A 23,053-nucleotide genomic window follows, 5' to 3' on the forward strand; every position below is an offset into this window, starting at 1 on the left:
CGGCCGGACAGGCCCCGCGCCGGAGCCGCCCGCCGCCCCCGACGCCTTCCTCTACCCGGCGCTGCACCGCCGCGGCTTCCTCGCCGCCGCGTCCGGCGCCGCCGCGATGGGCGCGCTGGCCCTCGCCGGGTGCGGCACCGGCGGATCCGGAGGCGAAGGGTCCGGCGGCGACGCGGGCCCGCCGCGCCGCGGTGGCCGGCTGCGCGCCGCGTTCGCCGGCGGCGGCGCGAACGAGACCCTCGACCCACATCTGGCCAACTTGTTCTCCGATGTGGCCCGCGCCAAGGCGCTGTTCGACAAGCTCGCCGACTTCGGCGCCGACCTGGCACCGCGCCCCCGCCTCGCGTCCTCCTGGCAGCCGAACACGACGCTGGACCGCTGGACGGTGACGCTGCGCAAGGCCGCCTTCCACAACGGCCGCCAGGTCACCGCCGACGACGTCCTGTTCAGCTTCCGCCGCATAGCCGACCCGGCGAAGGCGTTCCGCTCCAAGGCGGACCTGGACCCCATCGACCTGAAGGCGAGCCGCGCCAAGGGCCCGCGCACCGTCGAGTTCCACCTGAAGCGGCCCACCGCCGAATTCCCCGACGTGCTGGCCGCGTTCGGCGCGTACATCGTGCCCGCCGGCACCCGCTCCTTCGACGAGCCGGTCGGCTCGGGCCCGTTCCGCTTCGTCTCGTTCGCGCCCGGCAGGTCGACCGTGCTGCGCCGCTTCGACGGCTACTGGGACGGCGCCCCGCACCTGGACGAGCTGGAGTTCGTCGCCGCCGACGAGGAGTCCGCCCGGGTCAACGCGCTGCTCGGCGGGCAGGTCGAGTACGCGCACGAGCTGAGCCCGACCACCGCGCGCGCCCACGAGGGGCGCGGGCAGATCCGGATCGTGCGGCTGAAGAACAGCGCCATGCAGGCGTTCGCGATGAAGACCGACCGGCCGCCCTTCGACGACAAGCGGGTGCGGCAGGCGTTCTTCCTGCTGGCCGACCGCGCCGAGCTGGTGCGCGGCGCGCTGTCCGGCGCCGGGGAGATCGGCAACGACCTGTTCGGCAAGGGCTACGCGTCCTACGCGGACGATCTGCCGCAGCGCACCCAGGACTTGGACCGGGCCCGGCAGTTGCTCAAGCAGGCCGGGGCGCAGAACCTGAAGGTCACCCTCGACACGTCGGACGTGGCCTCCGGGTTCGCCGAGGCGGCCGGCATCTTCCGCGACCAGGCGGCCGAGGCGGGCGTACGGATCACCGTGCGCAACCGCGACAAGGACAGCTACTGGAGCGACATCCTCGAATCCGGGACGCTGTGCTCCTACCGGTCCGGCGCCATGCCCATCGAAATGCACCTCTCCCAGCGGCTGCTGACCGACTCCACCACCAACGCCACCCACTGGCACCACAAGGACTTCGACGCGCTCTACCGGCAGGCCCAGTCCACCGCCGACCGCAGCGAGCGGACCGCGCTCTACGGCAGGATGCAGCGCCGGCTGCACTCCGAAGGCGGCTTCCTGGTCTGGGGGTTCGCCGACTGGATCGTCGGCACCGCGCAGCGTGTGCGGGGCGTGGCCCGCGCGGCGCCCGCCAACTCCCTCGACTGGGCCCGCTTCGACAAGGTCTGGCTGGCGTGAGCGGCCTGCGGTCGTTCGTGGTGCGGCGGCTGGTCCTGGGCGCGGGCCAGACCGCGGGGGTGGTGCTGCTGGTCTTCGCGCTGACCGAGGCGCTGCCTGGCGACGCCGCCGTCGCCCTGGCAGGTGACCGGCCCGACCCGGAACGCATCGCCGCGATCCGCGCGTCGATGCGGCTGGACCTGCCCGCGTACGAGCGGCTCGCGCACTGGGCGGGTGGCCTGCTGCACGGTGACCTCGGCAGATCGCTGGTCACCGGCCGCCCGGTCACCGGCTACCTCGCCGACGGTCTTGCGCCGACCCTGCTGCTGGCGGCGCTCACCGTCGCCCTGCTGGTACCCGTAGGCGTCGGCCTCGGGGTGCTGGCCGCGCGCCGCGAGGGCGGTCGCGCCGACCGGCTGATCAGCTCGGTGACGCTGGGGATCTACGCCGTGCCGGAGTTCGCCTTCGGCGTCCTGCTGGTCTCCGTCTTCGCGCTGCGCCTCGGCTGGCTGCCGCCGACCGCGGTGGGCTACGGCGGCGATCTGCTCGCCCATCCGGCGGCGCTGGTGCTGCCCGTCGCGGTGCTGCTGGCCCGCCCGGTCTGCTCGATCAGCCGCCTGGTGCGGGCCGGCATGCTCGACGCGCTGGCCTCCCCGTACGTCGCGCAGGCCCGCCGCTACGGCATCGGGGCCGCCCGGATCCGCTACGCGCACGCGCTGCCGAACGCGGTGGCGCCCGCCGTGCAGCAGCTGGCGCGGACCGTCGACTGGCTGCTGGGCGGGGTGATCGTGGTCGAGGCGCTGTTCGTCGTCCCCGGCTTGGGGACGGTGCTGCTGACCGCGGTGTCGGCCCGCGACATCCCGGTCGTCCAGGGCCTCGCCGTCGTCTTCGGCACGCTCACCGTCACCCTGAACCTCGCCGCTGACCTGGTCACCCACCGCCTCGCGCCCCGTGCGGGGGTGGCGGCATGACGGCGCGGACCGCCACCGCGCGGCCGTGGGCGCGCTTCACTCTCGGGGCGCTGCTGGTGTGCCTGCCGCTGGCGCTGGCGCTGCTGGGGCCTCTGTGCGCCGGTGAACCGGGGCCGCGCGGGGCGTCGTTCACGTCGGACGGCACCCTGCTCGGCACCGACTTCGCGGGGCAGGACGTGGCGCGGCAGGTGCTGCTGGGCGGCCGGTCGGTGGTGCTGATCGCGCTTTCCGCGACGGTGCTCGCCTACGCCGTCGCCCTGCCGTTGGCCTTCGCGGCGGCCCTCACCCACCGGACGTGGCTTGAGGAACTGCTGATGCGACCGCTGGACGTGCTGCTCGCGGTGCCTTCGCTGCTGATGGTGCTGCTGGTGGCGACGGTGTTCGAGCCGGGCGCGGCCGGGCTCGCGGTGCTGGTGGCGCTGGTCAACGTGCCGGACGCGGCCCGCATCGTGCGGGCTTCGGCCGCCGATGCCGCCGCCCGCCCGGCCGTCGAGGCGCTGCGGATGCAGGGCGAGAGCGGGTGGCGGATCGCCGTCGGCTACGTGGCCCGCAGCTGCCTGCGGACCCTCGCGGCCGACGCGGGGGTGCGGATGACCGGCGTGCTGTATCTGGTGGCGACCGCCGCGTTCCTGGGTGTCGGCGTCGATCCGGACGCCGCGGACTGGGCGGTGATGGTCGACCGCAACCGCACCGGCCTCTTCGTCCAGCCGTGGGCCGTGGTGGTGCCCGCGCTGCTGATCGTGGCGCTGTCGATGGGCACCAATCTGCTCGGCGACGCGGGCCTGGCGGGCCGTACGAGAAAGGGACATGTCAGGTGAGCGGGCAGGACACGGGGAAGCCGCAGGGCGCGGCGCCGGAGTGGGCCGCGTGCGTCGAGGGGCTGCGGATCGAGGTGCCGGGCGGGCGGCGGCTCGTCGACGGGGTGTCGCTGACGGTACGCGCCGGAGCGGTCACCGCGCTGGTCGGCGCGTCCGGCAGCGGCAAGACGACCACCGGCCTCGCGCTGCTGGGCGCGTACCCGGCCGGGGCCGAGGTCGCGGGCCGGGTACGGGTGGCGGACGGCGGTCCGGTCGGCTACGTGCCGCAGCATCCGGCGGCGGTGCTCAACCCGGCCCGGCGGGTCGGGGCGCTGCTGTACGACATCGCCCGCGCCCAGTTGCCCGCGCTGCCCCGCAGGGAGCGCCGCGCGGCGGTCCGCGCCCGGGTCCTGTCGGCCCTGGCGCTCGCCCAGCTTCCCGAAGGCCCGGCGGGCGAGGCCCTGTTGCGCCGCCATCCGCACCAGCTGTCCGGCGGGCAGCAGCAGCGGGTGGTGCTGGCGCAGGCGCTGCTGCTGGGCGCCAAGGTGATCGTCGCCGATGAGCCGACCACCGGGCAGGACGCCCTGACCAAGCACCGCATCGTCACCGAACTGGCCCGCCTCACCGGCCAGGGCATCGCCGTCCTCCTGCTCAGCCACGACCTGGACGTGGTGCACGCGCTCGCCGACGAGGTGGTGGTGCTGCGCGCGGGCCGGGTGGTCGAATCCGGCCCCGCGGACCGTATCCGCACCGCGCCCCGGCACCCGTACACGCGGGAACTTCTGGCGGGGGGTGGGGAGTTCACCACTCAGGAAAGCGACCAGGAGGATGCGGCCCCCGCCGCGCCGCCACGCTCCGGCGGCCTCCGCGTCCGCCTGGCCGCCGCCCGCTACCGGGACCGCTCGCATCCCGGCGGCACCGTCACCGCCCTGCGCGACACCGCCCTGGACGTCGTCCCCGGCGACTGCCTGGCCGTAGTGGGACGGTCCGGCAGCGGCAAGACCACCCTGGGCCGGTGCCTGGCCGGGCTGCACCGCGACTGGGACGGCACACTCACCCTGGACGGCGCCGCCCTGCCGCGCAGCGTCCGCGCCCGCACCCGGGGGCAGCTCGCCGCCGTGCAGTACGTCTTCCAGGACGCGCGGGCCGCGTTCGACGAGTACCGCACGGTGGAGGCGCAGACCGCGCGGACCGCGGTGCGGCTGCGCGGCACACCGGCCGACGCGGCGCTGGCCGAGGCGCGGGCCACCCTCGCCCGGGTCGGCCTGGACGCCGCGCTCGCCGCCCGCACCCCCGGCAGGCTCTCCGGCGGCGAACTGCAACGCGCCGCCCTGGCCCGCGCGTTGACGGCCAGGCCCCGGATGTTGGTGTGCGACGAGATCACCTCGGGCCTGGACGCGGTCAGCCGCCGGGAGATCGTCGCGCTGCTCGGCGAGCTGCTGCGGGAACGGGACGGGATGGGCCTGGTCCTGATCACCCACGACCTGGATACCGCGGCGGCGCTGGCCGACCGGGTCGCCGTGCTGGACGGCGGCGCGCTCGTCGAGGCGGGCCCGGCACGGCGGCTGCTGACCGCGCCCACCCATCCGTTCACCGCCTCACTGGTGGCGGCGGCCCACCGGCGCGCCCCCACGCGCGGGTGAGCCGGGGCCCACACGGCCCCATCGGGCGGACCCCTGCCCCGCCAGGGGCCGCCCGCTCAGCCATCCGCCAGCGCCTCGTGCCACCACCGGTCCCGGCCCGGTACCCACCGCACCGGGCGGGAACAGCGGTTGACCACCAGAACGGGGCACTGCGCCGCACGGGGGCCGGCCGCGTCCCGCGCCAGAGCCCGGTCGAGTACCGCCTTGACCGGCCTGATGGCACCGTCCCAGAACGCCGCGTCCGCGGTGACCAGCACCCGGGCGTCCATCTCCCGGGCCCGCTCGGCGAGTTCGGGTGCGGTCAGCGACACCGGCAGGGTCCTGCGGATCGCGTCCAGCTGCCCGCAGGCCAGGGTGACGATCACCGATTCGGGGACCAGCGGCAGATGCACCGCGACCCGGTCACCGGCGCGGACGCCGAGACCGCGGAGCGCGACGGCGGCCCGCTCGGCCTGGTCGAGCAGCATGCCGTGCGTCAGCTCCTCCAGGCGGCCCGGCTCCCCCGACCAGGTCAGCGCGACCCGAGAGGTGCGCGGCCGGTGGGTGGCTTGCGGTTCGCTGGCATCATCTGCATGCTCTGAGGTCACACGGCGCAACATGCGGACCAGCTTGATGATCACGCATCAACGTTCGATGAACGTCCGCTGTACACGGCATCTTCCGCCGCCCCGCCGCAGGTCACCGGGGCCGCCGACCGGCCACCACCGGCACGCCGCCGCCCCCTCGTACGGTACCCGCCGCCCGCCCCTGCGGGCCCGCGCCCCTTCCTGCCCCGCCTCGGGGCGCCTCTCCCCACCTCTCCCTCCCGCACCCACCACGCGCCCCACCCGAGAGGCGGCCTCCGCATGCCCGAGCCCACACCCCCGCCCACACCCCTGCCCCCCGGCCTGCCCCGCGCCGCGGCCCGCTGGACGTGGACGGCCGTCGCCGTCGGCGCCTTCTGCGTCCAGCTCGACGCCTTCGCGCTGAACCTCGCGCTGCCCGTCATCCGACGTGACCTGCCGGGCCCACCGGCCCTCGTGCCCTGGGTGATCGGCGGCTACCTCCTGGCGGCCGGCGCCCTGATGCCGGCCGCCGGACGGCTCGGCGACCTGTACGGCAGACGCCGGGTGCTGGCCATCGGCCTGGCACTCTTCGCCACCGCTGCGGCCGGCTGCGCGCTCGCGCCGTCGCTGCCGCTCCTGGTGGCGGCCAGGGTGGTCCAGGGGGCGGGCGGCGCGCTGATCATGCCGGCCGGTCTCGCGCTGCTGACCAACGCCTTCCCCGGCGGGCACGGGCGGCGGATGACCGGCCGGGCGCTCGGCCTCGCCGGACTGGCCACCGCCTGCGGCCCGTTCGCCGGCGGCGTGCTGGCGCAGAGCCTGTCCTGGCGTGCGGTGTTCTGGCTGACGGTGGTGCCGACCGTGGCCGCCGCCTGCTGCGCCCGGCGCGCCACCGAGTCCCGCGACCCGGCCGCGGCCGGCACCCCCGACCTGCCCGGCGCCGCCGCCGTGACCGGCCTGTGCGGCTGCCTCGCCCTGTCCGTCGCCGGTGTCGCCCCCTGGGCGTGGGCGGGCGGCGCGGTGCTGCTGGGCGCGGTGTTCATCCGCGCCGAACGCCGCTCCCGCGCGCCCCTGGTGGACCTCGCGCTGTTCCGCAACGGCCGCTACGTCAGGCTGACGGCGGCCGGCGCCGTCGCCAACACCGCGACCGTCGCCCTCCTGTACGTGATCCCGTCGGCCCTCCAGCAGTTGTACGGGCTGTCGCCGATGAGCGCGGGACTGGCCTTTCTCGCACCGGCCGCCGCGCTGGCCGCCGGCGGCCCGGCAGCCGGCCGGGTGCGTCCCGAGGCGAGCGTCCCGGTGATGGCCCTCTGCCTGGCCACCGCCGCAGTCGCACTGTGGCTGACCCCCCGGGGCGGCCCGCACGGCCCCTCCCCCGCCACCCTCCTCCTTGTGTCGACCGCTGCCGCCGCCGCCCTGGGAGTGGCAGGCGCCCTGGCCCTCACCGCCACCCAGGCCGCCGTACGCCCCGACCGCGCGGGCGAGGCATCCGGCGTGACCAAGGCCGTCCTCACCATCACCGCGGGCCTCGGTCTGACCGGGAGCGGCAACCACCCCTCCCTCCACCTCCCGGCCGCGGCCTGCCTGGTGGCGGCGGCGGCCCTGGCGGCCTCAACCGCCAGAAAGCCCCCTCACCCCACCACCACCGCCTCGTAACCCCCCACCACATCGCACACATCCCCGAACCCCCGCGACTCCAGCAGTGCCGCGGCGATCACCGAGCGGTTGCCGGTGCGGCAGTACAGGGTGACGGGACGGCCGGGGTCCAGCGAGTCGATGTGGGACGGGAGGGCGGCGAGCGGGATGTTGCGGGCGCCGGGGAGGGCGCCTGCGGCGTACTCGGCGGGGTTGCGGACGTCCACCAACTGGTCGGGGTCCGCGGGGATTTCGTGTGTGGTGATGCGGTGGCTCGTGACCGTGAGGGCGGGGTGGGCGGCGAGTGCGGCGGACGGGTCGGGGACGTGGCCGATGACCTGGTCGTAGCCGATGCGCGCGAGGCGGGTCCTGGCCTCGCTCTCCTTTCCCGGCTCCGCGAGCAGCACGAGCGGGGTGTCCGGTGCGATGACGCTGCCCGCGTACTCGGCGAACCGGGTGTCGAGTCCTGCGTGCAGGGATCCCGCGACGTGGGCGCGGGTGTAGGCGCTCAGCGGGCGGCAGTCGAGGAGCGCCGCCGCGCGCGCGTCGCGGGCGGCGACGGCCTCGTCGAGGGTGAGGGCGGGCGGCGGCGTCTGCTCCAGGAGCGGGTGGCCGTCGCGGTTGAGGGCCACGTCGTGCGCGAAGTAGCCGGGGGTGGCGGGCTGGTCGGCGGTGACCAGGCGGACGAAGGCGTCCTGCGACATGGGTTGCAGCGCGTAGTTGAGGCGGCGCTGGGCGCCGATGGTGGAGCTGGTCTCGGTGGAGAGGTTGCGGCCACAGGCCGATCCGGCGCCGTGGGCGGGGAAGACGCGGGTGGCGTCGGGGAGCGGCAGAAGCTTGCTGTGCAGCGAGCGGTACAGGTGGCCCCCCATGTCCTGCGGGCTGCGCCCGGCGGCGGAGAGCAGGTCGGGCCTGCCGACGTCGCCGACGAAGAGCGTGTCGCCGGTCAGCACGCCGAACGGCTCGGCGTCCTGCGGGTCCTCGTGGACGAGAAGGCATATCGATTCGGGGGTGTGGCCGGGGGTGGCGAGCACGGTGAGGGTGACGCCGGTCGCGTCGTCGGGGCCGAGGTGGAGGCGTTCGCCGTCGTGCAGCCGCCGGGAGGGGAAGCCGGTTTCGGCGGCTGCGCCGAAGGCGATGGCGGCGCCGGTGGCCCGCGCCAGCTCCAGGTGCCCGGAGAGGAAATCGGCGTGAATGTGCGTCTCGATGACGAGTTCTATGCGCAGCCCGGACGCCTCCGCGTCGGCAAGATACGCGTCGATGTCGCGGCGCGGGTCGACCAGGACGGCCCGCCCGGTGGTCTCGTCGCCGATCAGGTACGACGCCTGGGAAAGGCAGTCGAGGTAGTACTGCGCGAAATGCACGGTCGGCCTCCAGAGGTCGTCCTACGGAACGCGTGTGGTCCCCGCGGTCCCCGGGACGTGCCGTCGCCACGGGGGTCCGGCCTCCCGCGCTGAACGGACGTCCGGACAGGCCGCGTTGTGCGGATGCACGGATGTACGTACATTAGGCAGCCGCCGGATTGACGACAAGTCAGGGGCGGGGCGTCCTAAGGAGCGACGGGGCGCCCTGCGGGCGGGGCACCCGCCATCGTGCGTCCCGCCGACCGGCGTTCACCACCCGTACGTCCGCGAAGGAACCGATCATGACGACCGAGCCACCCCGGCAGGGCGCATCAGGGCCGCGCCCGCTGGACCGGCGCTCGCCGCTGCCGCTGTGGGCCCAGCTCTCCGCCGACCTGCGCCGCCGCATGGAAGCCGGCGAGTTCACCGCGCAGTTCCCGGCCGAGCACCGGCTCACCGCCGAGTACGAGGTCAGCCGGCACACCGTCCGCGAGGCACTGCGCACGCTGCGCGCGGACGGCCTGGTGATCGCCGAACGCGGTCGCGCCAGCCGCCTGGACACCCGGCGCATACAGCAGCCGCTCGGCTCGCTCTACAGCCTCTTCCGCGAGCTGGAGGGGCAGGGGGTCGAGCAGCGCAGCGAGGTGCTGCGGCTGGAGCGGACGGCGGACGCCACCGTCGCCGGGCACCTGGAGCTGGTGGCCGACGCGCCGCTGGTCGTCCTGGAGCGGCTGCGGCTCGCGGACGGCGAGCCGCTCGCCCACGACACCGCGTACCTGCCCGCCGAGTTCGCCGAGCCGCTGCTGGCGGCCGACTTCGGGCACACCTCGCTCTACGGGGAGCTGTCCGGCCGCTGCGGCGTGAAGGTCACCGGCGGCCGGGAGCGGATCCAGCCGTTCCTGCCGGACATCCGGCAGGCGTGGCTGCTGGGACTCGCCGACCGGGAACCGGCGTTCGCGATCGAACGGCTCGGGCACTCCGGCCCCCGCCCGGTGGAGTGGCGCGAGACGGTGGTGCGCGGCGACCGCTTCGCGTTCGTCGCCGAGTGGTCCGACGACAGCCGGGCGGTCGCCCTCGCGCCGCGGGCCGCGTGTCCGTCCTCATAGCCGCAGCCGCGCTGCCGTGCGGGCTGCTGATCGGCCTGCTGCTCGGCGCGCTGGGCGGCGGCGGTTCGGTACTCGCGGTGCCCGCGCTGGTCTACGTGGCGGGGCAGTCGCCGCAGGAGGCCACGACGGGCGCGCTGGTCGTGGTCGGCGTCGGCGCGGTCACCGGGCTCGCCTGCCACGGCCGTGCCGGGCGGGTCCGCTGGGCGGCGGGCGGCGCGTTCGGCGCGCTGGGCACGGCGGGCAGCTACCTCGGCTCCCGGTGGAGCGCGGCGGCGGATCCGACGGTCCTCATGGCGGCCTTCGCCGGCCTGCTGCTGCTCGTCGCCGCGGCGCTGGTGACACGGACCCTGCGCGGGCGCCACCCGCAGGGGGACGGGGAGCAACCCCTAGGGGATCCCCCCGCGCCATCGCGCCGTATCCGCCCCGTCCGGGTGGCGGTCACCGCGACCGGCGTCGGGCTGCTGACCGGGTTCTTCGGCGTCGGCGGCGGGTTCGTCGTCGTCCCCGCCCTCAGCCTGGTGCTCGGCCTCGACCTGCCGGCCGCCGTCGGCACCTCGCTCCTGGTCATCCTCATCAACTCGGCCACCGCGCTGGCCACCCGGGCGGACGGCGGCCCGCTGGACTGGCCGCTGCTGACCGCCTTCGCGCTGTGCACCGCGCTCGGCAGCTGCCTCGGCAACCGGATCACCACCCGCCTGCCGCCCCGCGCCCTGGCCGGTGCCTTCGCCGCCCTCCTGGCCGCCATCGCCCTGACCATGGCGGCCACCACCATCCCCCGCCTCTGAAGGAGCACACCCCGGCAACGCCCCTACGACGACCGTCCCTTCCCGCATCCCGTCACCAGGAGACCCTCATGACATCCGCCGTCAGCCCCTCCCACCACCAGGTACTCGTCGTCGGGGGCGGCACCGCAGGACTCACCGTCGCCGCCCGCCTGCGCCGGGCCGGGGCCCGCGACGTGGCCGTGCTCGAACCGTCCGAAACGCACTGGTACCAGCCGCTGTGGACGCTGGTCGGCGGCGGCCAGGCACCGCTGCGGGCCGCCCTGCGCACCGAGGCCGAGCTGATACCGGACGGCGTGCGCTGGCTGCGCGAGCGCGCCACCGCCGTCGACCCGGCCGCGCGCACCGTCACCACCGCCGCCGGACGCACCCTCTCCTACGGCAGGCTGGTGCTCGCCCCCGGTCTCCGCCTCGACTGGGACGGCGTGCCCGGCCTGGCACCGGCGCTCGGCCACGGCGGCGTGTCCAGCAACTACCGGCCCGATCTCGCGCCGCTCACCTGGGAGTTGATCCGCGGGATGCGGCGCGGTACGGCCGTCTTCACCATGCCGTCCGGACCCGTCAAGTGCGGCGGCGCCCCGCAGAAGATCGCGTATCTGGCCGCCGACCACTGGCGCAAACGCGGGGTCCTGGACGCGATCCGGGTGGTCCTGGTGCTGCCCGAACCCTCGCTGTTCAAGGTCCCGGTCTTCAACAGCGCGCTGGAGGCGACCGCGCGGCGCTACGGCATCGAGGTCCGGCTGCGCTCGGAGGTGACGGCCGTCGACGGTCCCGCGCAGCAGGTGGCGGTCACCGACCACGCCACCGGCTCCACCGAGACCCTGCGCTACGACCTGCTGCACGCCGTGCCGCCGCAGCGCGCACCCGAGTGGCTGGCAACCGGCCCGCTGGCCGACCCCGACTCCCCCTACGGCTACGTCAAGGCCGACCGCGCGACCCTCCAACACCCGGACTTCCCCGAGGTGTTCACGCTCGGCGACGCGGCGAACCTGCCGACGTCGAAGACCGGCGCGGCCATCCGCAAGCAGGCCCCGGTCGTCGTCGACCACCTCCGGGCGAGCCTCACCGGCCGCCCCGCCACCACCCGTTACGACGGCTACACCTCCTGCCCCCTGGTCACCGCCCGCCACAAAATGCTGCTCGCCGAGTTCGACTACGACCTGGCGCCCGCCCCCTCGTTCCCCTTCATCGACACCACCCGCGAACGCACCGACATGTGGTTCCTCAAGCGCTACGGGCTGCCGCAGATGTACTTCCGCGGCATGCTCAAGGGCCTGGCCTGAGCCGTGGCCGGTAGCGGCTCGGGACTCGGGACTCGGCACCCAACACCGCGCCGCCGAGCGCGCGTTCGCCCGTCCGCGCCGGTGTTAGCCGGGTGTTAGCGGGGCGGCAGCCTCGCGCCAGCGGCCCCGGGCAGGGTGAGTGACGTACCGAGGAGAGCACGACACCGACTGCCCCAGGGGGAACCCGAAATGAGCACCCGCACCGCCCGTCGCCGCACCCTGCGCATCGCCGCCGCGGCTCTCACCGCCGCCGCCGGCCTGACCCTGACCGCCTGCTCCGGCTCTGACACCGCGGGCGCGAAGTCCTCGGGCCAGGTCAACGCGGCGGTGGCCGCCGCGGACTCCGATGGCGCGGGCTCATCCGCCGCGGTGCCGGACTCCGGGCCCCGGGCGGACTCCGGACCGAAGGCCGACGCCGAGGCGGGGACCGCGGGCAAGCAGGCGGGCAGCGCGCCCGCCGCCGGCGGCCGGACGGCCTCGGGCGTCGAGCGCTGCCACACCTCCGGCCTGAAGGCGTCGTTCGCCACGGGCGACGACGCGGCCCCTGACCCGGACGCGGACGGTGCGACGACCACCAGCGTCGTGCTGACCAACAAGGGCGGCCACACCTGCAAGATCGGCGGCTTCCCCGGCGTGGACCTCAAGTCGGAGAACGGCGGTGAGCGCTGGTCGCTGCAGCGCTCGTCGGCCACGTACGGCTCGATCACCCTGAATCCCGGGGACAGCACCGACTTCACGATCAACGTCGCCATGACCAAGGCGGATGACGGCTTCTACCAGCCCGCCTGGGCGGACATCACCCCGCCCAACGAGACCACCTCACTGACCGTGGAATGGCCCTGGGGCACGCTCGTCGACCAGCGGGGCGCCACCCGCCCGGCCACCTTCGTCAACCCCATCGGCTGACCGTCCCCTGAGCGGCCGTTCCGGGGCCGGGTGCCCGAAGACGCGCCCGTCCCCGGAGTGGCCGGACTCGGTCCCGGCCCCCTCTCGAAGACCACTTCGTCCGGAGTCCTCAGGGGCACCGGCCCGCATCCACTACGGGGCCGCCCCCACGGCCCCCCGAGACCGGCCGTTGCGCGTCTCGTCCAGGTGAACGATGAAGGCACGGCGAGCGGGTCCGATCCTGATAACTGCCCGCCAGGAGCGGGTGATTCAGGAAATGGAGGCCCTCTCATGACCACCCGCAAGACACCCGCCGCCACGGTTCCGGCGCAAGCCCTGAGCCATCCGCGCACCCGGCGGGCGCTGCGCAGCACCACCCGCCTCGTCGGCTGGTACGCCGCCCTCAGCGCGCTCACCCTCGGCGCCGTCATCGCGCTGCGCGACCATCCCGGCCTGGTGAACGACGCCGTCTGGGTCCGCTCGGCCATCGTCGTCGCCACGTCCCTGCTGATGGTCTCCTTCGCCGTCCGCACCGCCCGCGGCCACCGCCGCTCCTACCTCCGGCTGCGGCTGGCCTCCGGGATCATGCTGGTGGCCATCGCCGTCATCCTCGCGCTGCCGGGCGACTTCCCGCTGTGGCTGAAAAGCGAACAGGCCGTGTGCGGCGTCCTGTTGCTCCTGGTCGTCCTGATCGCGAACGGCCGCCGGCTGCGCTCGGCCTTCGCCACCGAGTAGCCCGCGCCCGCCCGCACCCACCGGGCGGACAGGCGCGGCACGGGGCCTCCTAGGCGGCCGTCGGATCGGCCACCACACAGCCGATGTTGTCGGGCCCGCCCGCCTCCCTGGCCAGGGCGATCAGGTCCCGTACGGCCTCTTCGGGCCCCGCCGCAGCCGCCAGGGCGTCCTGGAGCGCACCGGCCGGCAGCGCGCCGTACAGCCCGTCGGTGCACAGCAGGTACCGGTCGCCCGGTCGCGCGTCGACCACCTGGAGGTCGGGGGCGAAGGCCGCGCCGCCGTCCAGTGCGCGCACCAGAAGCGCACGCTGCGGATAGGCGGGCACCTCCTCGGGGGTGAGCCGCCCCTCGTCGACGAGCGACTGCACGAGGCTGTGGTCGTGGGTGATCCGCACCAGCCCGGAGTCCCGCAGGACGTAGGCGCGTGAGTCCCCGACGTGCAGCAGCCCGAAACGCGATCCGGAGCGGAGCAGCGCGGTGAGGGTGCAGCCCGCTTCACCGCCGCCCGGCTCGCCCGGTACGCGGTCAGCGCCGAGCCGCTGGACGGCGAGGTTGGCCCGCCGGGCCGCCGCCTCAAGGGAGTTGAGCAGTCCGGTGCCCTCCGGGTCCTGCTCGGGTACCAGGTCCTGGCCCTCCAGCGGCCTCAGGGCGTCGATCGCCGCGAGGCCGGCCGGGCCGCCGCCGGGGCCGTAGCCGTCCGCCACGGCCAGCAGCCGCGGCCCGGCGTACGCCGCGTCCTGGTTGACGGTCCTGACCAGACCGCCGTCGGTGCCGGCCGCGGCCCGCAGGGACAGCGGGGTGGGGGATGCGTTCATGGTGGTGTCCTTCCTGGACAACTGGTCGACGAGGAAGACGGCCAGGTCACGGCGGGCCGCGGTGTCGGCCTCGGCCTGCGCCCAGTAGGCGGCGACCGCGTCGGCAGCGGCGGGGTGCGGCAGTGCGCACACCTCCCGGATCCGGGCCAGCGGCATGCCGAGCCGGCGCAGCCAGGCGACCAGCCTGGCCGCATCCAACTGGGCCGGTGCGTAGCGGCGGTAGCCGTTGGCCGGGTCGACGCGGGCGGGCCGCAGCAGCCCCAGCTCGTCGTACAGGCGCAGCGCCTTGGGCGAGAGCCGGGACGCACGGGCGAACGCCCCGATCGTCAGCAGCTCCCGCGGCTCCGTGCACCCGCCGCCCGGCCCGCCCGTCCCGTCCACGCCCCGCCCCCGTCCGTCCTCCTCGTACCGGGCACCTCGCCCGGCCCGCCCGATGCTGCGGCTTCCCCCAAGGACAAGGTCAACCGCGCGCGGCGGTACGCCGGTTGCTCAGCGGGCGTCCGGCGCTTCCAGCCTGCTCAGCGCGGCCGTCGCCAGCGCCTGCACGCCCATGGTGAGCGTCGGGCGGACGACCGGCGCGAAGTGCGGCGAGTGGTTGGACGGAATGTCCTGCGCCAGCCGCCCGGCGGCCAGCGCGGTGCGGAACTCCTCGGGATCCCAGCCGCCGAGCCACCAGTAGTAGAGCGGCGCGTCCGCCGCGGTGGCCAGCAGCCCGGCGTCCTCGCTGCCCGATGCCGGGTCGTAGGCGAACAGCCGCTGCTCGCCGAAGAGTCCGGTGAGGGACTCGTTGACCTCCCGCAGGGTCAGCGGGTCGTTGTAGGTCACAGGGAAGGAGTCGAGGATCTTCGTCTCCGGTGCCAGGGCCGCACCCGACGCGTCCGCCTCGGCCCGCGCGATGCGGTCGATGGCGGCCAGCACCTGGGCCCGCACGGACTCGTCGAAGCTGCGGACGCTGAGCTTGACGACGGCGTGATCGGGGATGACGTTGGCGGAGTCGCCCGCCCGGAACGAGCCGACGGTGACCACCGCTTGGTCCTTGGGCGCCACCTCACGGGCCACGACGGACTGCACCCGCTGCACGAAGGACGCCGCCATCAGGATCGGGTCGACGGTGGTCTCAGGACGTGAGCCGTGGCCGCCGGTGCCGTGGAAGGTGATCTCCAGGTTGTCGGCAGCCGCCATGGCCGCGCCCGGACAGTAGGCGATAAGACCGGCGCCGAACGGGGCGACGTGCTGGGCCAGGACGACGTCGGGTACCGGCACCAGACGCTCGCTGTAGAGGCCCGCGTCGAGCATCGCGCGGGCGCCGCTGCCGACCTCCTCAGCGGGCTGGAACAGCACGACCAGGGTGCCCGACCAGTGGGCGCGCCCGGCGGCCAGCAGGTCGGCGGCGCCCAGCAGGCAGGTGACGTGCACGTCGTGCCCGCAGGCGTGCATCCGGCCGGGGACGGTGGAGGCGTAGTCGAGTCCGGTGCGCTCGGTGACCGGCAGCGCGTCCATGTCGGCGCGCAGCAGGACCACAGGGCCCGGTCCGTTGCGCAGCACCCCGGTGACGCCGGTGCCGGCGATGCCGGTGGTGACGTCGTAGCCCCAGTCGGTCAGCCGGCGGGCCGCGCCCTGTGCCGTACGGGTTTCCTCGAAGCCGAGTTCGGGGTGCCGGTGCAGGTCTTCGTAGAGCGCCACGAGACCGGCGATGCGGGTGTCGAGCGGGGCCAGCACGGCATCGCGCGCGGCATCCGGGGCGGGCGCTGAAGGGGAGGAGGCATCGGAGCCGGGGCGGGATCCGGGGCCCCGGACGGTGTCCGTTACGGGGGTGCCGGGGCGGGTGTGGTCACTGTCACGGTCGCTCATACGCGCATTCGACCACGGGACACGGCCCGCGCACCGCCCTTCGGACCGGATCACCACGGCACGGACGCGGTCCGCCCCTGGCCGGTACCTGGCCTGCATCTGGCCGGACTTCGCGGGTACCGCACGGCGTCTTCGTGACACCGGAGCCGGCTGCTGCGACCGTGGACCGACGTTCACGTCGATGACCGGAGGCGGACGTTGGCCACTTCATCCCCCCGACCGACCGGCGAACCCGCCGACATCGCCACGCACCTGATGGACCAGGCGATGGGCCACCTCTTCTCCGCTGCCCTGCGCACCGCGGCCCTCCACCGCGTCGCCGACCACCTCGCCCGGGGCCCGCGCACCCCCGAGCAGCTCGCCGAAGCCACCGGCACCCACCCGCCGCACCTGCGGCGGCTGCTGCGCTACCTCGCCGCCCGCGGCATCTTCCGCGAAGACGCGTCGGGCGCCTACCAGTTGACGCCGACCGCCCGGCTGCTGCGCACCGACATCCCCGAATCGCTGCACTCCGCCGTCCTGATGGCGACCGACGGCCTGTTCACACAGACCACGGCCGGTCTGGAGGAGGCCGTCCGGCAGGGCGGCACCCCCTTCGAGCGGCTCGTCGGCCGGCCGCTCTTCACCCACCTGGCATCCGATCAGGCCGCCCGCACGCAGTACGACGACGGCGTCTCCGCGCTGTCCTTGCCGGTCGACGAGGCCGTCGCGGAGAGCTACCCGTTCCCGTCGACCGGCACCGTCGTCGACATCGGCGGCGGGCGCGGCGGGCTGCTGCGCGCCGTCCTCGCCCGCCGCCCCGAGCTGACCGGCGTCCTCTTCGACCAGGCGCCGCCGCTCGCCCGGCACCTCCTGGACGGCGACGAGCTGAAGGGCCGCTGGCGCACCGAGGAGGGCGACTTCCTGACGGCGGTACCCACCGGCGGCGACGTCTACGTCCTCAAGCACGTGCTGCACGGCCTGCCGGACGACACCTGCCGGCACCTGCTGCGCACCTGCCGGTCGGCGATGGCGGCCGGCACCCGGCTGCTGATCGTCGACTGCGTGCTGCCCCCGGGCAACGCCCCGCACTTCGGCAAGACGATGGACGTCGCGATGCTGACGGTGACCGACGGGCGGGAGCGCAGCGCCGAGGAGTTCGCCACGCTCCTGGCGGCCGGCGGCTTCCGCCTCACCCGGGTCCTGCCGACCGCCGCCTTCCCCTCGATCGTGGAAGCCGTCGCCGAGTAGCCCCGCACGCCCGCCCGTCACTCGTGCGCACGCGACACGCCCGGCCGCACCCCCTCGCTCGATGGCGGCCCCGCCCGGCCCGCGCTGTACTGGAGAAGGCCCCGAGCGCCCCGCACGGGGCCGGGACCGCAAGGAGCCTCCATGACCCGCGCGCCCCGCCCGGCGGACCCGTCAGGCACGCCACTCCCGCCGCCCGTGCAGCGTGCGCTGTACCGGGCCAACGGCGGTGACGCGGACGGCTTCGCCGACTGCTTCGCCCACGACGGCACGGTCAACGACTGGGGCCGCGAGTTCCGCGGCCGTACCGAGATCCGCGGCTGGAGCGAAGCCGAGTTCACCGGAAAGCAGGTCACCCTGGAGGTCACAGGCGCCCGCACCGAAGGACCGACCACGACCGTCAGCGCCCGGGTGGGCGGCAACGGCTTCAACGGTCCTTCCGACTTCGCCTTCACCGTCGACGGCGACCGCATCACGCTGATGCGGATCACCGGCTGACGGGCGGCCACCGTGCCGGTCCGTATGCGGGCGCGCCGCCCCGACGAGGCCCACCGCGCCGCCACGCCCCTGGAGCTCTTCTTCGACCTGTGCTTCGTCGTGGGCATCGCCCAGGTGGGCCGTCAACTGGTGCACGCGCTGGCCGAAGGCCACCCCTGGCACGGCATCATCGGCTACCTCATGCTCTTCTTCGCCATCTGGTGGGCGTGGCTCAACTTCACCTGGTTCTCCTCGGCCTACGACACCGATGACACGCTCTACCGGGTCGTGACGCTGGTCCAGATCGCCGGGGTGCTGATCCTCGCGGCCGGTGTGCCGCGGGCGTTCAACGACAACCAGTTCACGGTGGTCTGGTTCGGTTACGTGGTCATGCGGTTCGCCATGGTCAGCCAGTGGCTGCGGGCCGCGCACGGCTGCCGCGGCGCGGAACGCCGCACCGCACTGCGCTACGCGGTCGGTGTGAGCCTGTGCCAGGTCGGCTGGCTGGCCCTGCTGTTCCTGCCGGAGACCGGAAGGCCGTGGGTGTTCCTGGTCATGGCGCTCCTGGAGATGTCCGTTCCGGCCTTCGCCGAGCGGGACCGGCCGACCGCCTGGCACCCGCACCACATCGCCGAGCGCTACGGCCTGTTCACCATCATCGTGCTGGGCGAGACGATCTCCGCCGCCACCGTCGCCGTGCAGTCGGCGCTGGACGAGAACGACGAGCTGGGCTCCCTGCTGCCGATCGCGGCGGGCGGCCTGCTGCTGGTCTTCGCCGCGTACTGGATCTACTTCGCGGTCCCCATCCACCTGCATCTGCGCTCCAGCCGCCAGGCGTTCACGTGGGGCTACGGCCACTACCTGGTGTACGGGTCGGCCGCCGCGGTCGGCGCGGGCATCGAGGTGGCGGTGGAGGAGTCGGTGGGCAAGGCCCACCTGTCGACCCTGGCGGCGTCCGCGTGCGTCACGGTGCCCGCCGCCCTGTTCCTGGTCACGGTCTGGCTGATCCACTCCCGCCACCAGAAGCGCGGCATCGCCCAGCAACTGGTCCTGCCGCTCGCCGCGGTCCTCATCCTGGCCTGCACCTTCGCCGGACACCTCGCGGTCCTCGCGGCGGGCCTGGTCGGTTCGGCCGCGGTCGCCGTCGGCGTGACCCTCACGACCCGTCAGGGCACAGCCCTGACGGAATAGCGCCGTCCGCACCCGGCACGGGCCGCCCGCCGCCATCCGGCCGGATCCGCGCTGCGCCGTTGCGGTGAACACGACGCCGAATTCGGGTCCTTCGCGGCACTCATTCCGCTTCGCCCGGAAGCGTGAAGAAAACGCCGTACCCGCCCCGGATGGCCCCCACCCTGCTCCCGCATCTGACACCCCGGCACCGGCCTCCGCACACACCCCCCGAAATCCGTTCGCCACGGCCCGCGGCCGACCGCCTGCCACCGTCAACTTTGGCCGTCCGTACCGGAATTTGCCGCGATATTCAGCCATGTTCGGCGGCCGTGAGCGCCCCGCTTGCCCCCATGCCGCACCGGGAACGAATGACGAAAATCCGCCGCGAAAGGGCTGGTTTCCCCGGGGATTCGACCGCTTGTTCCGGCCGTCCCCGCGGGGGTCGGCGCGGCACAGGGGCCTCCTCACGGTAGGGTGCAGATTGCCCTTTTTATGCCCACGGGCCGTCCACCCGTCCGTACCTGAGGAGACGCCAGCCATGGCCCCGCGCCACGCTCAGCCCCGCGAGCGCAAGAGCCTGTCCGGCCGCGGCAAGGCCGTGAGCTCTCTCGCACTGACCACGCTGGTGGGCACCGCCCTGTGGGCCTGGCCCGCATCGGGCGATGACCACGACGCGCAGCAGGCCAAGAACGGCACCACGAAGACGGTGTCGGGACCGGAGAAGCCGGCGCCCAACAAGCCGGTGCCGAACGCCGCTGCCGCCGCCCACCCGATCCCCGGCCTGAGCGACGCCGTCCGCAAGCGGATACCGTCCGACTCCCGTCAGGTGCTGGTCGTGACGGGCAAGGGATCCGATTCCTACAACTCCCGCGTGGTCCTCTACACCCGCGCCAAGGGGTCGGACGACTGGCGTCCCGGCATCAAGTGGGCCGCGCACAACGCCGCACGCGGCTGGACCGACGACCACCACTACGGCGACCTCCGCTCGCCCGAGGGCGTCTTCACGCTCACCGACGCCGGTGGCCGGCTGGCCCCGCCCGATGGCACCAAGCTCCCCTACAGCCACGACGAGAACTTCGTCGCCAACGGCACCGGCGTCGAGGGCGAGCCGCTGGAAGGCGCCTTCGACTACGTCATCGCCATCAACTACAACCGGGTGACCGGCACTTCACCGCTGGACGCGCAGCGGCCCGAGGGCGAGGACAAGGGCGGCGGCGTCTGGCTGCACGTCGACCACGACGGGCCCACCCAGGGCTGCGTGAGCCTCAAGCCCGAGGTGATGAAGGAACTGCTGCGGACCCTGGACCCGGCCGATCACCCGGTGATCGTGATGGGCCCGTCCGGCAGCTGACCGTCCGCCGGCCGGGCGCCGCAGCCCGGCCGGTGCCGCCTCATCCGCCGCTCAGGGCCCGCGCCCGCGCCGCCCGTGGTACCCATGACGCATGGCCGACGCAGCGCACCGCCAGCACGCCCTGACCGACGTCCCCGGCCTCCGGGTCGGCCACGCCCAGCGGGTCGGCGGCGGACATCTCACCGGCACCACCGTGGTCCTCGCCCCCGAGGGCGGCGCCGTCGCCGCCGTCGACGTACGCGGTGGCGGGCCCGGTACCCGCGAGACGGACGCGCTGGATCCGCGCAATCTGGTCCAGCGGGTCGAAGCGGTCGTGCTGACCGGCGGCAGCGCCTTCGGTCTGGACGCCGCGTCAGGAGTCGCCGGGTGGCTGGAGGACCAGGGCCGCGGCTTCCGCGTCGGGCCCCACCCGGCGCAGGTGGTGCCGGTCGTCCCGGCCGCGGCCCTCTTCGACCTGGGGCGCGGCGGCGACTGGCGGGCCAGGCCGGACGCGGCGCTCGGCCGGGCGGCGGCCGAGGCGGCGGCCGGTGCCTCGGGCGCGCCGTTCGCACGCGGCAGCGTCGGCGCCGGTACGGGCGCGGTGGCCGGCGGGCTCAAGGGCGGCATCGGCAGCGCGAGCGTCGTCCTGCCGTCCGGTGTCACCGTCGCGGCGCTGGCCGCCGTCAACGCCGCCGGCTCTCCGGTCGATCCGCGCACCGGCGCCCTGTACGGCCGGTGGTACGAGGACCAGCCGGCGGACGGCCTGCCCGTCGTCCCCGCACCCGCTGTGCACGCGGCGGCACTCCGGCGGCTGGCCGAAGCCCAGGAAGTGACGCGGGTCCGCTCGGCCGCCTCGGCGGGGCCGCCGCTGAACACCACGCTCGCGGTGGTCGCCACCGACGCCTCGCTCACCCGCGCCCAGGCTCAGAAGCTGGCAGGCACCGCGCACGACGGCCTGGCCCGCGCGGTCCGCCCGGTGCATCTGCTCTCCGACGGCGACACCGTCTTCGCACTGTCCACCGCGGTCCGCCCGCTCGCGCCCGAAGCGGCCGGCGCCGATCCGGCGTTCGGGGTGCACGCGGAGGCCGGGGCGCTCAACGACATCCTGGCCGCCGGGGCGGACGCGCTGACCGCGGCCGTCGTCGACGCGGTCCTGGCGGCCGACGGCGTCGACGGCCCCGGCGGCCACTTCCCGTCCTACCGCGAGCTGTACGGCGCCGCGGACACCCGCCCGTAGGCCCGCCCGGCTCAGCTGCCGGTGGCGCCCAGCAGCGTGCCCGCCACATAGGTCACCGCCATCGCCAGCGCGCCGCCCCCGGCGTTGCGCAGCACCGCGCGGCCGACCGGCGCCGCGCCGAGCCCGGCACTGGCCCAGCCGCACACCACGAGGGCGGCCAGCACGGCGGCCACCGTCACCGGCAGCCGCAGCGCGGCGGGCGGCAGCACGATGGCGAGCAGCGGCAGCAGCGCCCCGGCCGTGAAGGCGAGGAAGCTGGCGCCTGCCGCGTGCCAGGGGTTGGTCAGCTCGTCGGGGTCGATGCCCAGTTCCACCTCGGCGTGCGCGCGCAGCGCATCGTGCTCGGTGAGCTGTTCGGCGACCTCACGGGCCAGCTCAGGTGTCAGCCCCTTGCCCTCCAGCAGGCCGGTCAGTTCGACGAGTTCGGCCTGCGGTTCGCCCGCCAGCTCGCGTTTCTCCTGCACCAGCGCGGCCTTCTCGGAGTCGCGCTGCGTGGAGACCGATACGTATTCGCCGGCCGCCATCGACATCGATCCGGCCAGCAGTCCGGCGAGACCCGCGGTCAGCAGCGCGCTGCGGGAGCCGGTGGCGCCCGCGACGCCGACGACGAGGCCCGCGGTGGACACCACGCCGTCGTTGGCCCCGAGCACCGCGGCCCGCAGCCAGTTGAGGCGCCCGCCGAGCCCGGCGCCGTGCGCCTCCTCGTGCCCGGCGCCGTCCGCCGCGGTCCTTCCGGCGTCATCGGCGCCGCGTCCGGTGTCGCCCTCGCGCCCGGGGAAGTGATCGCTCATCCCGGCACGGTCTCACCCGCCCCGCCGCCTCCGCGTTCGACTCCCCCGCAGTTGCCCCCAAAACGCCGGTGGTAGAACGGCCGTATGTTCGTACCGCCACCTCCCCCCACACTCGTCCAGCCGCAGAGCCACCCGCCCGAGCGCCGTCGGCTGTGGTGGCACCGGCTGATACTCGGCCTCTGGTACCGGCCGGTGGAGGTGCTGGACGAGGCCAGGGACCGCAGCGCGTGGAGCGCGGCTCTCCTGCTGTCCCTGATCAGCGGATGCATCGGGGTGCTGTCGGCGGACGCGTTCCACGGGCAGTGGGCGGCCGACCACGGCGCGGCGCTCCAGCTCGTCGGGCTGGCCGTGGGCTGTGTGCTGCTGGCCAGCTTCGCGCTGGGCGCGGTCACCCACGCCATCGCCCGTACTCTCGGCGGCAACGGCCGCTTCGCGCCGACCGCGAGCCTGTTCATCGTGCTGTTCTGGGTGACCGATCTGCCGCGCCTGGCCATCGCGAGCTGGCTGCCGTCCGACTCCACCTTCATCCAGGCCGCGACCTACACGACCTGGGGCTTCGGGTACGTCCTCGCGGTGCTGCTGATACGCGGCCAGCACCACCTGCCGACGCACAAGGCGGCAGCGGCCATATCGGTCCAGATGCTGGCGGCCCTGGCACTCCTCAGGCTCGGCCCGGTGAACTGAACGGCCCGGGGAACTGAACGGCCCCGGGCGCGGGCGCCGTTCGGATGCGCGTCGGCCCGCCGTTCGGGCACGCGTCGGCCCTTCTGACGGTCCGGTGCACCGCTCCGGCGCGGCAGGGTACGGTCCGGCCCGTTGGACAACCCGGTGACTTCCCCG

21 protein-coding genes are annotated in these 23,053 nt (G+C 74.7%); 16 read left to right on the plus strand and 5 right to left on the minus strand.

The features are described 5' to 3' along the window. The first annotated feature begins 106 nt into the window (after nucleotides 1-106). From ACGFNI_RS13100 to ACGFNI_RS13115, 4 genes are read left to right on the plus strand one after another with little or no spacing between them, the layout of a single operon-like run. The gene (locus ACGFNI_RS13100) at nucleotides 107-1,615 is read left to right on the plus strand and encodes an ABC transporter substrate-binding protein (protein WP_393683861.1); all 1,509 of its coding nucleotides are present in this window, start codon (nucleotides 107-109) and stop codon (nucleotides 1,613-1,615) included. Next, nucleotides 1,612-2,565, plus strand: a complete 954-nt coding sequence (locus ACGFNI_RS13105) for an ABC transporter permease (protein WP_393683288.1) — start codon at nucleotides 1,612-1,614, stop codon at nucleotides 2,563-2,565. The genes ACGFNI_RS13100 and ACGFNI_RS13105 overlap by 4 nt, the downstream gene beginning before the upstream one ends. Further along, nucleotides 2,562-3,383, plus strand: a complete 822-nt coding sequence (locus ACGFNI_RS13110; RefSeq protein ID WP_393683289.1) for an ABC transporter permease — start codon at nucleotides 2,562-2,564, stop codon at nucleotides 3,381-3,383. The genes ACGFNI_RS13105 and ACGFNI_RS13110 overlap by 4 nt, the downstream gene beginning before the upstream one ends. Further along, nucleotides 3,380-5,005: an ABC transporter ATP-binding protein gene (locus ACGFNI_RS13115; protein WP_393683290.1), complete on the plus strand. Its 1,626-nt coding sequence runs from the start codon at nucleotides 3,380-3,382 to the stop codon at nucleotides 5,003-5,005. The genes ACGFNI_RS13110 and ACGFNI_RS13115 overlap by 4 nt, the downstream gene beginning before the upstream one ends. 56 nt (nucleotides 5,006-5,061) lie before the next feature. Here ACGFNI_RS13115 and ACGFNI_RS13120 read toward each other — a convergent pair whose 3' ends face one another. Continuing rightward, complete coding sequence (locus ACGFNI_RS13120; protein ID WP_393683291.1) at nucleotides 5,062-5,592, minus strand: AMP-binding protein; 531 nt, start codon at nucleotides 5,590-5,592, stop codon at nucleotides 5,062-5,064. A 258-nt stretch (nucleotides 5,593-5,850) separates the two neighbouring features. On the opposite strand from ACGFNI_RS13120, the gene ACGFNI_RS13125 reads away from it, so the two are divergent. After that, complete coding sequence (locus ACGFNI_RS13125; protein WP_393683293.1) at nucleotides 5,851-7,203, plus strand: MFS transporter; 1,353 nt, start codon at nucleotides 5,851-5,853, stop codon at nucleotides 7,201-7,203. Here ACGFNI_RS13125 and ACGFNI_RS13130 read toward each other — a convergent pair. Continuing rightward, complete coding sequence (locus ACGFNI_RS13130; RefSeq protein ID WP_393683295.1) at nucleotides 7,179-8,546, minus strand: rhodanese-like domain-containing protein; 1,368 nt, start codon at nucleotides 8,544-8,546, stop codon at nucleotides 7,179-7,181. The genes ACGFNI_RS13125 and ACGFNI_RS13130 overlap by 25 nt on opposite strands. A 281-nt stretch (nucleotides 8,547-8,827) precedes the next feature. Here ACGFNI_RS13130 and ACGFNI_RS13135 point away from each other — a divergent pair, with 281 nt between their 5' ends. The 5 genes from ACGFNI_RS13135 (at nucleotide 8,828) to ACGFNI_RS13155 (ending at nucleotide 13,316) form a co-directional block, all read left to right on the plus strand. Then, complete coding sequence (locus ACGFNI_RS13135; protein ID WP_393683297.1) at nucleotides 8,828-9,631, plus strand: GntR family transcriptional regulator; 804 nt, start codon at nucleotides 8,828-8,830, stop codon at nucleotides 9,629-9,631. After that, entirely contained in the window at nucleotides 9,616-10,416 is an 801-nt protein-coding gene (locus ACGFNI_RS13140; RefSeq protein WP_393683299.1) for a sulfite exporter TauE/SafE family protein, read from the plus strand. The genes ACGFNI_RS13135 and ACGFNI_RS13140 overlap by 16 nt, the downstream gene beginning before the upstream one ends. Before the next feature lie 68 nt (nucleotides 10,417-10,484). Beyond that, nucleotides 10,485-11,696, plus strand: a complete 1,212-nt coding sequence (locus ACGFNI_RS13145) for an FAD/NAD(P)-binding oxidoreductase (protein WP_393683300.1) — start codon at nucleotides 10,485-10,487, stop codon at nucleotides 11,694-11,696. Nucleotides 11,697-11,885: 189 nt separating this feature from the next. Continuing rightward, nucleotides 11,886-12,602 carry a DUF4232 domain-containing protein gene (locus tag ACGFNI_RS13150; RefSeq protein ID WP_393683301.1) on the plus strand — a complete coding sequence of 239 codons (717 nt, stop codon included), beginning with the start codon at nucleotides 11,886-11,888 and terminating at the stop codon, nucleotides 12,600-12,602. A 270-nt stretch (nucleotides 12,603-12,872) separates the two neighbouring features. After that, a complete protein-coding gene (locus ACGFNI_RS13155; protein ID WP_393683303.1) occupies nucleotides 12,873-13,316 on the plus strand; it encodes a hypothetical protein in 444 nt (147 codons plus the stop codon). 49 nt (nucleotides 13,317-13,365) lie between these two features. On the opposite strand, the gene ACGFNI_RS13160 is transcribed toward ACGFNI_RS13155, so the two are convergent. Beyond that, entirely contained in the window at nucleotides 13,366-14,511 is a 1,146-nt protein-coding gene (locus ACGFNI_RS13160; RefSeq protein WP_393683305.1) for a MerR family transcriptional regulator, read from the minus strand. A 108-nt stretch (nucleotides 14,512-14,619) separates the two neighbouring features. Then, nucleotides 14,620-15,981 carry an amidohydrolase gene (locus tag ACGFNI_RS13165; RefSeq protein ID WP_393683307.1) on the minus strand — a complete coding sequence of 454 codons (1,362 nt, stop codon included), beginning with the start codon at nucleotides 15,979-15,981 and terminating at the stop codon, nucleotides 14,620-14,622. A 198-nt stretch (nucleotides 15,982-16,179) separates the two neighbouring features. Here ACGFNI_RS13165 and ACGFNI_RS13170 point away from each other — a divergent pair, with 198 nt between their 5' ends. The 5 genes from ACGFNI_RS13170 (at nucleotide 16,180) to ACGFNI_RS13190 (ending at nucleotide 21,422) form a co-directional block, all read left to right on the plus strand. Beyond that, nucleotides 16,180-17,211, plus strand: a complete 1,032-nt coding sequence (locus ACGFNI_RS13170; RefSeq protein ID WP_393683308.1) for a methyltransferase — start codon at nucleotides 16,180-16,182, stop codon at nucleotides 17,209-17,211. Nucleotides 17,212-17,352: 141 nt separating this feature from the next. Further along, nucleotides 17,353-17,706 (plus strand): nuclear transport factor 2 family protein, encoded by a 354-nt coding sequence (locus ACGFNI_RS13175; RefSeq protein WP_393683310.1) that lies wholly within the window; start codon nucleotides 17,353-17,355, stop codon nucleotides 17,704-17,706. Nucleotides 17,707-17,718: 12 nt separating this feature from the next. After that, nucleotides 17,719-18,876: a low temperature requirement protein A gene (locus ACGFNI_RS13180; RefSeq protein ID WP_393683312.1), complete on the plus strand. Its 1,158-nt coding sequence runs from the start codon at nucleotides 17,719-17,721 to the stop codon at nucleotides 18,874-18,876. A gap of 517 nt (nucleotides 18,877-19,393) precedes the next feature. Then, nucleotides 19,394-20,206: a L,D-transpeptidase family protein gene (locus ACGFNI_RS13185; protein WP_393683313.1), complete on the plus strand. Its 813-nt coding sequence runs from the start codon at nucleotides 19,394-19,396 to the stop codon at nucleotides 20,204-20,206. A 91-nt stretch (nucleotides 20,207-20,297) separates the two neighbouring features. Next, the gene (locus tag ACGFNI_RS13190) at nucleotides 20,298-21,422 is read left to right on the plus strand and encodes a P1 family peptidase (protein WP_393683315.1); all 1,125 of its coding nucleotides are present in this window, start codon (nucleotides 20,298-20,300) and stop codon (nucleotides 21,420-21,422) included. Nucleotides 21,423-21,433: 11 nt separating this feature from the next. On the opposite strand, the gene ACGFNI_RS13195 is transcribed toward ACGFNI_RS13190, so the two are convergent. Further along, on the minus strand, nucleotides 21,434-22,213 hold the full coding sequence (locus tag ACGFNI_RS13195; protein WP_393683317.1) for a VIT family protein: 780 nt from the start codon (nucleotides 22,211-22,213) through the stop codon (nucleotides 21,434-21,436). An 84-nt stretch (nucleotides 22,214-22,297) separates the two neighbouring features. On the opposite strand from ACGFNI_RS13195, the gene ACGFNI_RS13200 reads away from it, so the two are divergent. Further along, complete coding sequence (locus ACGFNI_RS13200; RefSeq protein WP_393683318.1) at nucleotides 22,298-22,897, plus strand: YIP1 family protein; 600 nt, start codon at nucleotides 22,298-22,300, stop codon at nucleotides 22,895-22,897. Nucleotides 22,898-23,053 lie beyond the last annotated feature (156 nt).

The sequence above is a fragment of the Streptomyces sp. NPDC048644 genome, assembly GCF_043199105.1.
GTDB lineage: Bacteria > Actinomycetota > Actinomycetes > Streptomycetales > Streptomycetaceae > Streptomyces.